The organism is Azohydromonas aeria, from assembly GCF_009760915.1.
Taxonomy (GTDB): Bacteria; Pseudomonadota; Gammaproteobacteria; order Burkholderiales; family Burkholderiaceae_C; genus Azohydromonas; species Azohydromonas aeria.
The window spans coordinates 243,935-258,085 of the sequence record NZ_VIDQ01000001.1 but is presented as its reverse complement, the minus strand read 5'-3'; the positions used below and the strand labels follow the sequence as shown (position 1 = coordinate 258,085).

Annotated in this window: 14 protein-coding genes; 2 read left to right on the top strand and 12 right to left on the bottom strand. The window is 73.0% G+C overall.

The genetic code is table 11. The annotated features are described in order from the left end of the window. Positions 1 to 10: 10 nt before the first annotated feature. From FJ694_RS01250 to FJ694_RS01230, 5 genes are all read right to left on the bottom strand, one after another. The gene (locus FJ694_RS01250; protein WP_157263597.1) at positions 11 to 1,039 is read right to left on the bottom strand and encodes a glycosyltransferase family 2 protein; all 1,029 of its coding nucleotides are present in this window, start codon (positions 1,037 to 1,039) and stop codon (positions 11 to 13) included. Beyond that, complete coding sequence (locus FJ694_RS01245; RefSeq protein WP_232539836.1) at positions 1,036 to 2,187, bottom strand: glycosyltransferase; 1,152 nt, start codon at positions 2,185 to 2,187, stop codon at positions 1,036 to 1,038. The genes FJ694_RS01250 and FJ694_RS01245 overlap by 4 nt, the downstream gene beginning before the upstream one ends. Then, complete coding sequence (locus FJ694_RS01240) at positions 2,184 to 2,759, bottom strand: acyltransferase (RefSeq protein WP_375140187.1); 576 nt, start codon at positions 2,757 to 2,759, stop codon at positions 2,184 to 2,186. Before FJ694_RS01240 ends, FJ694_RS01245 begins: the two co-directional genes overlap by 4 nt. A gap of 33 nt (positions 2,760 to 2,792) precedes the next feature. Further along, a complete protein-coding gene (locus tag FJ694_RS01235; RefSeq protein ID WP_157263595.1) occupies positions 2,793 to 4,052 on the bottom strand; it encodes an oligosaccharide flippase family protein in 1,260 nt (419 codons plus the stop codon). Between the two features lie 71 nt (positions 4,053 to 4,123). Then, a complete protein-coding gene (locus tag FJ694_RS01230; protein WP_157263593.1) occupies positions 4,124 to 4,687 on the bottom strand; it encodes a Uma2 family endonuclease in 564 nt (187 codons plus the stop codon). A gap of 115 nt (positions 4,688 to 4,802) precedes the next feature. Between FJ694_RS01230 and lysS the strand changes: the two genes are divergently transcribed. Together lysS and FJ694_RS01220 are read left to right on the top strand one after the other, a co-directional pair. Continuing rightward, entirely contained in the window at positions 4,803 to 6,329 is a 1,527-nt protein-coding gene (lysS, locus tag FJ694_RS01225) for a lysine--tRNA ligase (RefSeq protein ID WP_157263591.1), read from the top strand. Positions 6,330 to 6,522: 193 nt separating this feature from the next. Then, a complete protein-coding gene (locus FJ694_RS01220) occupies positions 6,523 to 7,083 on the top strand; it encodes a pyridoxamine 5'-phosphate oxidase family protein (RefSeq protein ID WP_157263590.1) in 561 nt (186 codons plus the stop codon). A gap of 18 nt (positions 7,084 to 7,101) precedes the next feature. Here the strand turns inward: FJ694_RS01220 and FJ694_RS01215 are convergent, their stop codons facing one another. The 7 genes from FJ694_RS01215 to FJ694_RS01185 form a co-directional block, all read right to left on the bottom strand. Then, positions 7,102 to 7,497 (bottom strand): PilZ domain-containing protein, encoded by a 396-nt coding sequence (locus FJ694_RS01215; RefSeq protein ID WP_157263589.1) that lies wholly within the window; start codon positions 7,495 to 7,497, stop codon positions 7,102 to 7,104. A gap of 103 nt (positions 7,498 to 7,600) precedes the next feature. After that, positions 7,601 to 8,377 carry an enoyl-CoA hydratase gene (locus FJ694_RS01210; protein WP_232539850.1) on the bottom strand — a complete coding sequence of 259 codons (777 nt, stop codon included), beginning with the start codon at positions 8,375 to 8,377 and terminating at the stop codon, positions 7,601 to 7,603. A 158-nt stretch (positions 8,378 to 8,535) separates the two neighbouring features. Then, on the bottom strand, positions 8,536 to 9,729 hold the full coding sequence (locus FJ694_RS01205; RefSeq protein ID WP_157263587.1) for a DUF3108 domain-containing protein: 1,194 nt from the start codon (positions 9,727 to 9,729) through the stop codon (positions 8,536 to 8,538). A 55-nt stretch (positions 9,730 to 9,784) separates the two neighbouring features. Then, positions 9,785 to 11,530, bottom strand: coding sequence for a M61 family metallopeptidase (locus tag FJ694_RS01200; RefSeq protein ID WP_157263586.1), 1,746 nt, complete (start codon positions 11,528 to 11,530; stop codon positions 9,785 to 9,787). 100 nt (positions 11,531 to 11,630) lie between these two features. After that, the gene (locus FJ694_RS01195) at positions 11,631 to 12,095 is read right to left on the bottom strand and encodes a DUF3429 domain-containing protein (RefSeq protein ID WP_157263585.1); all 465 of its coding nucleotides are present in this window, start codon (positions 12,093 to 12,095) and stop codon (positions 11,631 to 11,633) included. 108 nt (positions 12,096 to 12,203) lie between these two features. After that, a complete protein-coding gene (locus FJ694_RS01190; RefSeq protein ID WP_157263584.1) occupies positions 12,204 to 12,941 on the bottom strand; it encodes a DsbC family protein in 738 nt (245 codons plus the stop codon). 32 nt (positions 12,942 to 12,973) lie between these two features. Continuing rightward, positions 12,974 to 14,086, bottom strand: a complete 1,113-nt coding sequence (locus FJ694_RS01185) for an FAD-dependent monooxygenase (protein ID WP_157263583.1) — start codon at positions 14,084 to 14,086, stop codon at positions 12,974 to 12,976. Positions 14,087 to 14,151: the final 65 nt, after the last annotated feature.

The following is a 14,151-nucleotide window of genomic DNA, read 5'->3' as shown; positions in this document are numbered from 1 at the left end:
GTCGGGTGCGCTAGCGCGTGAGCCTGGCGAAACGTTCGCGCCCGCGGCCGTGGCGCAGCACGTCCCACCAGCCCAGCAGCGTGCCGATGCCATAGCCCACGTGGTGCGCGGCGATCACGGCCGGCAGCCGCGGCAGCAGCGCCCAGTGCCCGCCGGCGGCCACCAGGAGCGACAGCGCGCCCAGCGCCACGCCGTAGGCGCCGAGCCAGGCCAGCGGCAGCCACGCCGGCGCGCCCAGCAGCGCGGCCGCGGTGAGCAGCAGCTGGCCGCCGACGAAGATGCCGGGCACCAGCTGGCGCAGCGCCGCGGGCTGGCCGTGCTTCCTCATCACGAAGGGCTTCCAGTAGCCGTACTGCAGCCACTGCCGGAACAGCGCGCGCACCGAGCCGCGCGGCCGGTACAGCGAGCGGATGCGCGCGCTCTGCCACACGCGTCCGCCGCCGCGCGTGATGCGCAGGTTGTGCTCGTCGTCCTGGTTGCGCACCAGGGCCTCGTCGAAGCCGCCGAAGCGCTCGAAGGTCTCGCGCCGCCACGCGCCCAGGTACACCGTGTCGGCCTCGCCCTCGTAGTCGAGCTGGCGCGAGCGCGCCCCGCCCGAGACCCAGCGCGACTGGAAGGCCGCCGCGATGGCGCGCTGCCAGGGCTCGACGCCTTCGGCGCGCCAGGGCCCGCCCACCACCGCCGCGCCGCTGCGCGCGAGCGCCTCCACGCACTGCGCGACGTAGTCCGGCGCATAGGTGCTGTGCACGTCCATGCGCACGACGATCTCGCCGCGCGCCGCGGCCAGCGCCCGGTTCAGCCCGCAGGAGACGATGCGCCCGGGGTTGTCGATGACGCGCAGGGCCGCGTCGGCCGGGGCCAGGCGCCGCAGCTCCAGGCGCGTGCCGTCGTCGCTCTCGCCGTCGGCGACCAGCAGCTCCAGCCGCCACGGCGCCGGCAGCCGTTGCGCTCGCACCGAGGCGCAGAAGGCGGCGATGTGCGCGCGCTCGTTGCGGCACGGCACGATCACGCTGACCAGGTAGGGCGTGCCCGTCGTCATGCTCGCAACCTTTCAGCGGCCGCGCGGCCCGCCAGCTGCAGGTACAGGGAATACATGCGGTCCATGTGCTGCTTGCGCGCGGCGCGCTGCAGCACCAGGGAGCGGTTGCGCCGGCCCATGGCGTCGAGCGCGGCGCGCGGCAGCGCCGCCAGCGCGGCCAGCGCGTCGGCCAGCGCCGGGGCGTCGCCGGCGGGCACGAGGCGGCCGCCGCTGTCGTCGAGCCACTGCCGGTTGGCGGGCAGGTCCGAGGCCGCCAGCGCCAGGGCGCAGGCCATCGACTCCAGCACCGACACCGAGGTCGCGTCGCTCTCGGGCACGCTCACCGAGACGCGGCTGCGCTGCATCCAGTGGCGCATGCCGGCGTCGTCCTGCCGGCCGACGAAGCGCACCGCGTCGTGCACGCCCAGCGAGCGCGCGAGCTCGCGCAGTTGCGGCTCCAGCGAGCCGCCGCCCAGCAGCGCCAGGCGCGGCGGCGGGCTCGTGCCGCGCTCGCGCAGCAGCGCCAGCGCGCGCAGGATCACGTCGATGCGGTAGTTGGGCTCCCAGGCGCGCAGGCTCAGCAGCTCGAAGCCGCCGCCCTCCTCGCCTTCGGCGGCCTCGCGCACGCCCGGCGCGGGCGGCTCGAAGCGCTCCGTGTCCACGCCCCAGAGCAGCTCCTCGCGCGGCGCGGTGGCGCCATAGCCGTCCATGGCCTCGACCAGGTCGCGCGAGTCGCCGGTGAGCAGGTCGGCGCGGCGCAGCGTCCAGCCGGTGAGGGCGTGCATGAAGCGGCTGCGCCGCGGCGTCACCAGCAGGTCCGACCCCCAGGCGGTGAGCACCAGCGGGCGGCGCCCGCAGGCCGCGGCCCACAGGCCGTTGGAGCTGACGTAGTGGCCGTGCACCACGTCCGGCGCGATGCGCGCGGCCCGGCGCCGCACTTCGGGCAGCGCCAGGAACCAGCCCGCGCCGTCGCCGCCGGGGCGGATGGCGTGCACGGCGGCCGCGCCCGGCACCTCGGCCGGGCGGCGCGTGAGCACGTGGCACTCGGCGCCGCGCCGGTGCATCTCCAGCACCCAGCGCTGCAGGTGCACGCTGTCGGCGTCGCCGGTGAAGAGCAGGCGCAGCGGGCGCCGCGGCGTGGCGAGGTCAGCCATCGGCACGGCGTTCATGCCTGCTCCCCGGCCCAGGCACGGTAGTGCTCGCGCATTTCCGGGTGCAGCTTGAGCAGCGCGTGGTCCACCTCGCGCACGTCGCCGACCACGCGCGCGGGCTGGCCCTGCACCACGGCGAAGTCGGGCACGTGGCCCGCGACGTAGCTGTAGGCCGTGACGAGCACGCCGCGGCCGAGCCGCGCGCCCGGGGCGATGACGGCATGCGGGCCGATGAAGCAGTAGGGGCCGATCTCGGTGGGCGCCTGGCGGTAGCCGGGCGGGCGCGGGTGACCGAAGTAGGCGCGCCCGCATACGCGCAGCGCATGGTGCGAGCTGTGGGTCAGGATCGAGACGTGGTTCGTGATCTGGCAGCCCTCGCCGATGGACAGTCCACCCGACGCATCGAGGAAGTTGAAGTGGCCGATGAAGACGTGGTCGCCGAGGTGCAGGCTGTCGCGGTGCTCGACGTGCGCATGCGTGCTCACGCGCGTGTGGCGCAGCAGCCGGCCGTCGGGCGTGCGCCAGCCGTACACCATGCGCGGCGCCAGCACGCAACTCAGCAGCGTCAGCAGGGCTCTCTTGATCGACACGGCGGACAACGGGAGGACGGGGGGCAAAGACGGCTATTGTCGCAAGGGCGCTACGCCCTGCCGGGCGCCGCCGGCCGCGGCGCGTCGGAACAGCCACAGCGCCACGCCGATGGCGCCCAGGTACGCCGCGCTGGTGCTGGCCGCCGCGCCCACGGCGCCGAAGCGCGGCACCACGAGCAGGCAGCCCAGCGTGTTGAGCGCCAGCGACAGCGCGGCGATCAGCCCCGACAGGTGCGGCCGGCCCAGGTGGTTGGTGAAGAAGGCCGACAGGCTCGACGCCGCCGCGTAGGCCACGATGCCCGGCAGCAGCGCCGCCAGCGGCATCAGCGCGCCGGCATAGGCCTCGCCCAGCACACGCGGCAGCGCCAGTGCCGCCGCGCCCCACAGCAGCGGCGCGGCCAGCGCCGCCAGGCCCACGTTGAGCCGCGCGGCCTGCAGCGCGGTGCGCGCGGCGGCGTCCGTGTCGGGCTGGCCGATGCGGTGGTAGGCCGAGACGGTCAGCGCCGACGACAGCAGCCACAGCAGCTCGGCCACCTGCACCGCCACCGAGTACACGCCCGCGGCGGCCAGGCCTTCCTGGCGCTCGACCAGGAACAGCGTGACGCGGTAGTTCAAGAGGCTCACCACGTTGGTCAGGCCGATCTCGATCACGAAGCGCGCGTCGCGCTTCAGGCCACCCCGGGGCGGGCCGGCCTCGGCCGGCGCCTGGCGCAGCGCCGCCGTGGCCGTGGCCAGGCCGACCAGCACCTTGGCCGCGACCCACGCCACCAGCACCGGGCCGAGCAGGTCGGCGCCCTCGCCCGCGGGCCGCAGCAGCGGCAGGAGCAGCAGCGCGGCCAGCACCAGCGCCGGCGCGGCGACCTGGGGCGCGTTGAGCGGCGCCATGCGGCCCTGGCCCAGCCACAGCCCGCTGGCCGTGGGCACCAGCAGCAGCAGCGGTGCGGCCAGCGCCAGCAGGCCCAGGCGGTCGTAGGGCGCCCGCTCGATGGCGGCGGCCAGCGCCAGCAGCACGAGCGCGGCCACGGCGCCGAAGGCCACGGCCACCATCAGCCAGCGCCGCAGGCTGCGCCCGGGCGCTTCTTGGTGATGCGAGATGCGCCGCGCCAGGGCCAGGCCGAAGCCCGAGCCCAGTGTCAGCAGCACCGACTCCACGGCCACGAAGAGGGCGAAGGCGCCCTGCACCGCCGGCCCCAGCCGCGCCACGTGGACCATGAGCGCCAGGCCCAGCGCCACGGTGGCGGCGCGCGCGAGCAGGTTCAGGCTGGCGCCACGGGCCAGGCCGGCGAGGGACATGGGGGAGATTCAGGAACAGCGAGGGGGCCGCATTGTCGCCGGGGCGCCTTGCGCGGCCGTGACGCCGCGACTCAGGCAGCGGCGGCGTCCACGCCCCGGAAGACGTCTTCCAGCGCCACGCTGCAGGCGATGCTCGGCAGTGCCAGGGCGTCGCCGTCGCTCATGTCGTGGAAGGTCCAGCCGCCGTCGTCCATGCGCCGGAAAGCTTCGACGCGGCGCGTGTCCGGATCGACCAGCACGTACTCACACAGCGCGGCAATGCGGCGGTAGAGGGCGAATTTCTGGCTACGGTCGTAGGCCTGTGTGCTGGGAGACAGCACCTCGATCACCAGCATCGGCGCCCGGAAAATCATCTCCGTGGCGAGGTCGGCCTTGTCACAGGTGACGAACACGTCGGGATACAGGATCGTGTCGTCGGCGACCTGCACTTTCATCGACTCGCTGAACACTTGGCAGGGCGTGTCGCCCAAGCGGTTGTGCAAGGCCGCAGCAATGTTGACCACGACTCGCCCGTGGCTGCGCCGTCCACCCACCATCGCGAATACTTCACCGCGATGGAATTCGTGGCGGTCGGGTTGGGCGTTTTCCCATTCGAGGAATTCGGCCAGCGTCAGCTTCTGCAGTGGGACAGCCATGTGCGCATCTCCAGATAGGGAGATTGTGGGCGAAGGCACCGCGCCTTCCCCATGTCCGGGCCGCTCTCCTCCCCTCTCTACAATCCGCCCTTTTTCCGCCGCCACTTCCTTCGCCATGAGCAGCCACGAACTTCCCCCGACCGACGACAACAAGCTCATCGCCGAGCGGCGCGAGAAACTGGCGGCGCTGCGCGAGCGCGGCGGCGTGACCTTCCCCAACGACTTCAAGCCCACGCATGCCGCGGCCGACCTGCAGCAGCGCTTCGGCGAGGTCCCGAACGAGGAGCTGGAGCCGCAGGGCGTGCAGGTGGCCGTGGCGGGGCGGCTGATGCTCAAGCGCGTCATGGGCAAGGCCAGCTTCGGCACGCTGCAGGACGCCTCCTTCGGCCCCACCAGCGGCCGCATCCAGCTCTACGTCTCCAAGGCCGACGTCGGTGACGGGCCTTACGAGGACTTCAAGCACGGCGACCTGGGCGACATCCTGGGCGCCAGCGGCACGCTCTTCCGCACCCGCACGGGCGAGCTGTCCATCAAGGTCACGCAGCTGCGCCTGCTGACCAAGAGCCTGCGCCCGCTGCCCGACAAGTTCCACGGCATGGCCGACCAGGAGCAGAAGTACCGCCAGCGCTACGTGGACCTGATCACCGACGAGGCCGCGCGCGCGCGCTTCGTGGCGCGCAGCAAGGCGGTGAGCTCGATCCGCAGCTTCATGGTCGAGCACGCCTTCCTGGAGGTCGAGACGCCCATGCTGCACCCGATCCCCGGCGGCGCGAATGCCAAGCCCTTCGTCACGCACCACAACGCGCTGGACCAGCAGATGTTCCTGCGCATCGCGCCCGAGCTCTACCTGAAGCGGCTGCTGGTGGGCGGCTTCGAGCGCGTGTTCGAGATCAACCGCAACTTCCGCAACGAAGGCATCAGCGTCCGGCACAACCCGGAGTTCACGATGATGGAGTTCTACGCGGCCTACTGGAACTACCACGACGTGATGGGCTACACCGAGGAGGTGATCCGCCACGCCGCGCGCCAGGCCACGGGCAGCGCCAAGGTCACCTACCAGGGCCGCGAGGTGGACCTGGAGAAGCCCTTCGCGCGGCTCTCGATCCGCGACGCCATCGTGCGCTACGTGCCCGAAGTCGGCGCCGAGCGCATCGACGACGAAGGCGCGCTGCGCGCGCACCTCAAGCGCGGCGGCCACGAGGCGCCGGCGCACTGGAACCTGGCGCAGCTGCAGTTCGGCGTGTTCGAGGAGTTCGTCGAGCACCACCTGTGGGAGCCCACCTTCATCGTGGACCACCCGGTGGAGGTCAGCCCGCTGGCGCGCGCCAACGACCTCGACCCGACCCGCACCGAGCGCTTCGAGCTCTATATCACCGGGCGCGAGATCGCCAACGGCTTCTCCGAGCTCAACGACGCCGAGGACCAGGCCGAGCGCTTCCAGTCGCAGGTGAAGAACAAGGACGCCGGCGACGAGGAGGCGATGTATTACGACGCCGACTTCATCCGCGCGCTGGAGTACGGCATGCCCCCGGCCGGCGGCTGCGGCATCGGCATCGACCGGCTGGTCATGCTCATCACCGACAGCGGCAGCATCCGCGACGTGATCCTGTTCCCCGCGCTGCGCCGCGTGGGCGAGGCGTGATCGCCATCCCCTGACGGCCGGCCGGCCGCGCGGCGCCCGCCGCACGGCCCTGACGGCCTTCAAGCGCCGGCCCGGGACAAACCCGCGCCGGCGCTTTGTCTTTGATCCAGGTGAATCCCCCGTTGGCCGCGGCCGTCCTACGCTGCGCCGCACAACGAGGAGACAGGGCGGGTTCAAGCCCCCGGAAAGCCCCATGGATCACACACCCCTGGAACACCTGGCGACGCTGCCCGACATCGAGGCGGCCTGCTGGCGCGAGATGGAGCGTGCCGCCGGCGACCGCGCCCACGCCTGGCGCACCATGACGCTGGCCACCACCGACGGGCGCGAGGCGCATGCGCGCAGCGTGATCCTGCGCGAGGTGGACGCCGAGGGGCGCGAGCTGCTGTTCTTCACCGACTCGCGCAGCACGAAGGTCAGGCACATCGACACGAACCCGCGCGGCACGCTGCTGCTGTGGTCGCCGGCGCTGGGCTGGCAGCTGCGGCTGCGCGTGACGCTGGAGGTGGAGTCGGAAGGCCTGGCCGTGTCCTCGCGCTGGGCCCGGCTGAAGCTCACGCCCGCGGCGCAGGACTACCTCTCGCCCCTGCCCCCGGGCGAGCCGCTGGCGCAGGCGCAGGCCGAGCGCGGCTCGCGCGGGCATTTCGCGCTGGTGCATGCGCGGATCAGGAGCATGGACTGGCTGGAGCTGCGGCCCGCGGGGCACCGGCGCGCCTGCTTCGATGCGGCCGGCGGGCGCTGGGTGCAGCCGTAGCCGCCGGGGCCGGCGGCGCTACGGCCCGCTCGCCCCCACCGGCGCGCGCACCGCCTCCATGTAGCGCTGGATGATGCCCTCGATGTCCGGGGGCAGGTCCACGAAGCGCATGCCCACCATGAAGCCGCGCTGGCGCCCGCTGAGCACGCTGTGCACCACCTGCACCGGCGCCACCACCGTGTCCACGCCGTAGGGCTCGCGCGTGAGCGTGAAGCGGATCTGCCCGATCCACTCGTAAGGCAGGTTCGTGGGCGAGACGATGCCCAGGCCGCCGATGCTGATGTCGAGCGTGTGCACCTCGATCGGCGCGCGCCCGGGCACCAGCACGTGCGCCGTGCCGGAGAGGAACTTGCGCGGGTGCTCGCGCCGCTCGCGCGCGGAGTTCCATCCGGCGGACTCGATCAATCCCGACATGGCTCAACGACTCCCGGGCAGCCCGGCGGGCCCCGTCCACTGTGCGCCCGGCGCGCGCACTCGGCTCGGCACAGGGTCTTGCAGGCTGCGCTCGCTCATCGGCTCAACGGTGCTTGAAGCTCGGCTTGCGCTTGGCCAGGAAGGCGTCCATGCCCTCCTTCTGGTCCTCGGTGGCGAACATCGAGTGGAACAGCCCGCGTTCGTAGGCGATGCCCTCGGTGAGCGTGGTCTCGAAGGCGCGGTTGACGCAGTCCTTGGCCATCATCACCGCGGGCAGCCCGTAGCCGCAGATCACGGCCGCGGCGGCCAGCGCCTCCTCCATCAGCTTGTCGGCCGGCACCACGCGCGACACCAGCCCGGCGCGCTCGGCCTCCTGCGCGTCCATCATCCGGCCGGTGAGGATCAGGTCCATGGCCTTGCTCTTGCCGATGGCGCGCGGCAGCCGCTGCGTGCCGCCGGCGCCGGGCATGATGCCGATCTTGATCTCGGGCTGGCCGAACTTGGCCGAGTCGGCGGCGATGATGAAGTCGCACATCATGGCCAGCTCGCAGCCGCCGCCCAGCGCGAAGCCGGCCACCGCGGCGATGACGGGCTTGCGCACCTGGCGGATCGTCTCCCAGTTGCGGGTGATGAACCGGGTGCGGTAGACGTCCATGAACTCGCGCTTGGCCATGGCGGCGATGTCGGCGCCGGCGGCGAAGGCGCGCTCGCTGCCGGTGAGCACGATGCAGCCCACCGAGTCGTCGGCGTCGAAGGCCAGCAGCGCGGCGCCGAGCTCGTCCATGAGCGGGTCGTTGAGCGCGTTCAGGGCCTTGGGCCGGTGCAGCGTGATCACGGCGGTCTTGAGCGCGCCGTCCTCGCCGCCGTGCAGCGCCGTCATCAGGTTCTCGAATTCCATGGGTCGTCTCTCTCCGGGAGTCAGATCAGGCGCCGCCGACTATACGGGGCGGCTTCAGCAAGACCGGGCATGGCTGCCTTGTCGCCTTGATCTCCGTTCAGGCTGGGCCCTTCGACAAGCTCAGGGCGAACGGGAAAAGGTTAGCGCGCCTGCAGCGGCAGGCGCTTAAGCTTGAGGTCGGCCCAGACCTCGGCGCTCTGGCGGATGAGCAGCCGCACCGGCAGGTACTGCAGCGTGGGCGCGAACCAGGCCTCCACCGTCATGACCTCGCCGTTGCCCTTGGGCGGGATGCGCGGGCGCAGGTGCACCGCCGGGATGCGGCCCAGCGGCGTGTCGAGCACCTCCTCGCCCAGCACGTCGTAGGTCCAGGTGTCCATGCGCCTGGGCAGCGCCAGCGGCAGCGCCACCGTGCCGCCGGGCGTCAGCAACTCGGGCTGCATGGTGAACATCCACGTCATCTGCACGAACTGGCTGGCCGTGTCCTGCACGCCCAGCTCGGCCACGCGGCGCGTGCCGTTGCCCAGCACGATGACGTCTGGCTCGAACAGCACGGTGGCCTGGCGCGAGCTGAAGCCGAACTTCGTGACCTCGTCGTAGCGCTTCGGGGCCAGGCCGCGCGGGGTGACCTCGCCGTCGCTGCTCATGCGCCGCGACATCAGCGGCGCGAAGCTCGGCCCGATCGTCACGTCCAGGTGCACCTGGTAGCGCCGATCCTGGCGCAGCCACTGCACCCGCGCGCTGCCGTGCACGTCGCCCCGGTACCAGCCGGTGAGCTCGAAGTCCAGCTGCGTCGCCGGCGGCCAGTCGGGCTGCGCGCCGGTGGCGCCACGGGCGTCGGCCACGGCGGCGGCCTGTTCTGGCAGCGGCATGGCCGAGGCGGCGGCTTCGGCCGGCGGCGGCGCGGAGGCAGCCTGCGCCACGGCGGACGCCCCCTCGCCTTCGCCAGGCGCCCAGGCGGGCGTGGAAGCGGCATCGGCCGCGGCGAGCTGCTCGTCCGCCGGCGCGGAGGCTGCGTCCAGCGGGGCGGATGCCGCCGCCTGCGCTTCAGGCGGCGCCGACGCGGGCTCGGCCGCCGGCTTCGGCGCGGGCCGGGCCACGGGTTCAGGCCTGTGCCGCGGCGGCGCGGCGGCCGGCGGGGGCGGCGGCGCCGCCGTGGGGGCGAGCTCGCGCACGAAGGCGACCTCCAGGCGCGGCGGCGGCGCATCCGGGCGCGGCAGCGACAGCGCCACGTCGTCGATCAGCCACGCATGCGCCAGCGCCACGCCCAGCACCAGCAGCGCCAGGCGCAGCCGGCGCCGCGGGCGGCGTGTCGGGGGGACTTCAGGGGCGGGCATGCGGCGGCGGCGCGTTTCGGGCGCCGGGTACTGCTTCTTTCCGGATGGGCGCTTCTCAGCCTTGCAGCCAGGCGCGGCGCAGCGCGCGCGCGTCGGCACCGGCCTCGTCGTCGGGCGCCAGCGCCACGCTCACGGCCGGCTGCGCCGGCGGCTCGACGTGCACCGTCAGCACGCGCTGGTTGCGCACCAGCAGCAGCTCGAAGGGCGCGCCCACCGTGAGCCACTGCTGCGCGTCGTCGAGGCGGCGCACGCGCCAGCGGTCCACCGCCAGCAGCTCGTCGCCGGCCGACACGCCGGAGCGCTCCGCGGCGCTGCCGCGCAGCACCGAGCGCACCTGCACTCCCGTCACCGGCCCCTCGCTCAGGCGCAGGCCCAGCGCGGCGGCGAAGGCCTGCGGCTCGGTCTTCCAGGCCACGCCCAGGCGGGCCAGCAGCGGCTTCACGTCGATGTCGCCGGTGCCGTGCACCCAGGCCCGCAGCGCCTCGGCCGCCGGCGCGCCGGCCACGTCGCGCACGGCCTGCGCGATGTCGTCCTCGGACACCGGCCCGCCGCCGCTGCGCCGCCACAGCGCGCGCATCACGTCATCGAGGCTGCCGCTGCCGGCACCGCGCAGCGTCAGGTCCAGCGCCAACGCCACGAGCGAGCCCTTGGCGTAGTAGCTCACCGTGGCGTTGGGCGTGTTCTCGTCGCTGCGGTAGTACTTGACCCAGGCGTCGAAGCTCGACTGCGCCACGCTCTGCACCAGCCGCCCCGGCGTGGCCAGCACGCCGTTGAGGTTCTTGGCCACGAGCTTCAGGTAGCGCCCTTCGTCGATCAGCCCCGCGCGCACCAGGAAGAGGTCGTCGTAGTAGGACGTGAAGCCCTCGAAGAACCACAGCAGCTCGGTGTAGTTCTCCTGCGTGTAGTCGAAGCGCTCGAACTCGCGCGGCCGCAGGCGCTTGACGTTCCAGCTGTGGAAGTACTCGTGGCTGATGAGGCCCAGCAGCGTGACGTAGCCGTCGGTGAGCAGATGGGCCGGGTTGCCGCGGCGCGGCAGGTCGCGGCGCGAGGCGATCAGCGCGGTGCTGGCGCGGTGCTCCAGGCCGCCGTAGCCGTCCTCCACCACGTTGAGCATGAAGACGTAGCGCTCGAAGGGCGCGGGGCCGCCCTCCGGGTGCCAGAAGGCGATCTCGGCCTCGCAGATGCGGCGCGTGTCGGCCAGCAGCCGCTCGCCGTCGAAGCCGGGCCAGGCGCCGGCGACAACCAGCTCGTGCGGCACGCCCGCGGCCTCGAAGCTGCCGCGCCAGAAGCAGCCCAGCTCGAAGGGGTGATCGACCAGCTCGTCGTAGTCGGCGGCGACGAAGCCCAGCGCGGCGCCATCGGGCGCGGCGGGCATGGCCGTGGCGACCTCCCAGCCTTCGGGCAGCCGTCCGAAAACCAGGCCGTGCGGCTCGTGCTCGCGGCCTTCCACGCGCAGGCACAGGCTGGTGCCGTTGAAGAAGCCGCGGTCGGCGTCAAGGAAGGCGGTGCGCACCGAGGTGTCGAAGGCATAGGCCAGGTACGTCACCTCCAGCGCGCCGCCGCCCTCGCCCGCGCCCTCGGCCAGCCAGGTGGTCTTGTCGAGCTGGCGCAGCGGCAGCGCCCGGCCGCCCTGGCGCGCGCCCAGGCTGGAGAGGTGGCGGCCGAACTCGCGCACCATGTAGCTGCCCGGAATCCACACCGGCAGGCTCAGGCGCTGCGCGGCGGCCGGCTGCGGCACGGCCAGCGTGACGCGCCAGAGGTGGGAGGCGGCGTCCTCGACGTCGATGCGGTAGGAAATCATGACTGCGGTCCCGGGTGTGGCAGGGAAACGGGGAGCGGGGAGCGGGGAAGCGGCCGCGCCGGCGCCCCCGCGAAAGGGCCCATTGTCCGCGCCCGGGAGTTCAGGCGCCCGCGGCCCCCAGGAAGCAGCACAGCGCGCCGATGGCGGTGAGGCGGAAGCGCAGCGTCAGCCAGCCCTTGAGGCCCAGCACGGGGTAGACGCGCCGGTCCACCAGGTAGCAGGCCACCAGCATCACGCCCAGCAGCACCAGCGTCGCGTCGGCGCGCATGAGCTGCGCCACCCACGCCACCAGCGAGGGCACCACGCCCCAGACGAAGAGCCGCGGCTGGCCGTGGATGAAGCCCAGGCCCCAGTGGATGCCGCCCAGGAACGACACGATCACCGCCGCGTAGCCCGAGAGCATGGCCACGGCGAAGCCGTGCGGCGCCTCGGATTGCGCGTCGGGCTGCAGCAGCCACACCAGCAGCGCGCCGAACACGAAGGGAATCAGCCCGGCATAGCCCAGTTGCAGCGCCTGCTGCGTGGGGACGTAGGGACCGGAGGGAGCGACGACGGGAGAGGACATGAGCGGGATTGTGTGTTGCGTCCCGCTGACACCCGGCTGACCCGTGGGCCCGCCGCGACAGCGCCGACACAGTGCCGCCACGAAGCGCCCGGGTCCGCGCTCAGGCGCTCAGGACTTGCGCGCGCTCTCCGCGAGCTGCTTCTCGACCTCGGCGCCCGAAACCGCGCCGGGAATGCGCGTGCCGTCCTCGAACACCAGTGCCGGCGTGCCCTGCACGCGGTGCTTCTTGCCGAAGGCGACGTTGCGCTCCAGCGCGGCGTCGTCGCAGCCGGTGCCCATGACGCGCGGCGGCGTGACGCCGTTGAGCATCCAGTCGCGCCAGGCCTTGCCCGGGTCCTTGGCGCACCAGATGGCCTTGGACTTGGCGTCGGAGTCCGGGCCCAGGATCGGGTAGAGGAAGGTGTAGACCGTCACGTCCTTGACGCCGGCGAGGTCCTTCTCGAAGCGCTTGCAGTAGCCGCAGTTCGGATCGACGAAGACGGCGAGCTTGCGCGCGCCGTTGCCCTGCTTGATGACCACCGCGTCCTTGAGCGGCAGGCTGGCGAAGTCGATGGCGCTGAGCTTGTTGAGGCGCTGCTCGGTGAGGTTGGTGCGCGAGCGGGTATCGACGATCTGGCCCTGGATGAGGTGGTCGCCCTTGTCGTCCGAGTACATGACGTCGTTGCCGATGCGCACCTCCCACAGCCCCGGCACCGGGGTGCGCGTGACCTCGTCGATCTTGGGCAGGTTGGGCAGCCGCTCGGCCAGGTTCTTGCGGATCTGCGCCTCCTGCGCCGACGCGCCCAGGGCGGCGGCGGCCAGCAGCGTGAGGGCGCCCAGGCGGGCCAGCGTGCGCGTCGTGTTCATGCAGGTCTTTCCTTGCGGCAGCGGTGTGCGTGTCAGGCGCCCAGCGCGCGGCCGGCGAGCCAGCGCTTGAGCGGGGAGATCTGGTTGACGAGGTTCAGGCCGTGGTTGCGCAGCTCGCGCAGCACCGGCGCGTCGTGCGCGAACAGGTGCAGCAGCCCGTCGGTGAGCTGCTGCATGGCCAGCACCGGCACGGCGCGCTCACGCGCGTAGCGGCGCAGCAGCTTCTCGTCGGACAGCGGGCGCCAGGACTCGCGCTGCGCGATCACGTTGACCAGCGCCTCCACGTCGCCCAGGCCGAGGTTGAGGCCCTGGCCCGAGAGCGGGTGCACCGTGTGCGCCGCGTCGCCCACCAGCACCCAGCCGGGGCCGCACACGCGCTCGGCGCGGCCGAGCTGCAGCGGCCAGCCCACGCGCGGGCCTTCCAGGCGCAGCGTGCCGGCGGCGCCGCCGGTGGCCTCGTTGAGGGCGGCGTCGAAGTCGGCGTCCGACAACTGCTGCAGCTCCTGCGCGCGCGCCGCGGGCACGGACCACACCAGGCCGTAGCTGCAGCCCGGCCGCGGCCGGTCGAAGGGCAGCAGCGCCAGGATGTCCGGGCTGCGGAACCACTGCCGCGCCACGCCCTCGTGCGGCTTGTCCGCGACCAGCCGCGCCGCCACCGCCGTGTGGCCGTAAGGCTTCACGTCGTAGGCCACGCCCAGCGCCTCGCGGGCGGCCGAGTGCTTGCCGTCGCACAGCGCGGTGAGCGCGGCCTGCACCGGCGCGTCGGCCGGCAGCACCGTGACGTGCGGGGCGAAGCGCACGGCGGTGGCCAGCGCCTCGTCGAGCGCCTGCGCGTCCACGATCCAGCACAGCGCGTCCACGCACTGGCTCCAGGCCGAGAACTCCAGCTGGCTGGCGTGGGCGTCGCCGTGGACGAGCATCTCCGACACCGGCGTGGCGGCATCGGCCGGCAGCGCGTCCCAGACTTTCAAATTGCGCAGCAGGTTCACGGCCTGGGCGTTGAGCGCGTAGGCGCGCACGTCGGGGCCGTTGTCGCGGGGCGGCGTGGACAACAGCGCCACCCGCAATCCCTGGCGCGAAAGCGCCAGCGCCAGGCTGCGGCCCACCGCGCCGGCGCCGCGCACGGCGATGTCGTAGGAATCCATGCGCGGGATTGTAGGCAGCGCGTCCTGTCCATCCCCCCGGGGGGTGGTGGCCGCTTAGGATGCGG

What these genes read in the sequence shown, in the direction of transcription:
- FJ694_RS01250 (WP_157263597.1), bottom strand. Translation starts at nt 1,039, where the DNA reads ATGACGACGGGCACGCCCTACCTGGTCAGCGTGATCGTGCCGTGCCGC.
- FJ694_RS01200 (WP_157263586.1), bottom strand. Translation starts at nt 11,530, where the DNA reads ATGATTTCCTACCGCATCGACGTCGAGGACGCCGCCTCCCACCTCTGG.
- lysS (WP_157263591.1), top strand. Translation starts at nt 4,803, where the DNA reads ATGAGCAGCCACGAACTTCCCCCGACCGACGACAACAAGCTCATCGCC.
- FJ694_RS01235 (WP_157263595.1), bottom strand. Translation starts at nt 4,052, where the DNA reads ATGTCCCTCGCCGGCCTGGCCCGTGGCGCCAGCCTGAACCTGCTCGCG.
- FJ694_RS01220 (WP_157263590.1), top strand. Translation starts at nt 6,523, where the DNA reads ATGGATCACACACCCCTGGAACACCTGGCGACGCTGCCCGACATCGAG.
- FJ694_RS01195 (WP_157263585.1), bottom strand. Translation starts at nt 12,095, where the DNA reads ATGTCCTCTCCCGTCGTCGCTCCCTCCGGTCCCTACGTCCCCACGCAG.
- FJ694_RS01190 (WP_157263584.1), bottom strand. Translation starts at nt 12,941, where the DNA reads ATGAACACGACGCGCACGCTGGCCCGCCTGGGCGCCCTCACGCTGCTG.
- FJ694_RS01185 (WP_157263583.1), bottom strand. Translation starts at nt 14,086, where the DNA reads ATGGATTCCTACGACATCGCCGTGCGCGGCGCCGGCGCGGTGGGCCGC.
- FJ694_RS01210 (WP_232539850.1), bottom strand. Translation starts at nt 8,377, where the DNA reads ATGACGGCGCTGCACGGCGGCGAGGACGGCGCGCTCAAGACCGCCGTG.
- FJ694_RS01230 (WP_157263593.1), bottom strand. Translation starts at nt 4,687, where the DNA reads ATGGCTGTCCCACTGCAGAAGCTGACGCTGGCCGAATTCCTCGAATGG.
- FJ694_RS01215 (WP_157263589.1), bottom strand. Translation starts at nt 7,497, where the DNA reads ATGTCGGGATTGATCGAGTCCGCCGGATGGAACTCCGCGCGCGAGCGG.
- FJ694_RS01205 (WP_157263587.1), bottom strand. Translation starts at nt 9,729, where the DNA reads ATGCCCGCCCCTGAAGTCCCCCCGACACGCCGCCCGCGGCGCCGGCTG.
- FJ694_RS01245 (WP_232539836.1), bottom strand. Translation starts at nt 2,187, where the DNA reads ATGAACGCCGTGCCGATGGCTGACCTCGCCACGCCGCGGCGCCCGCTG.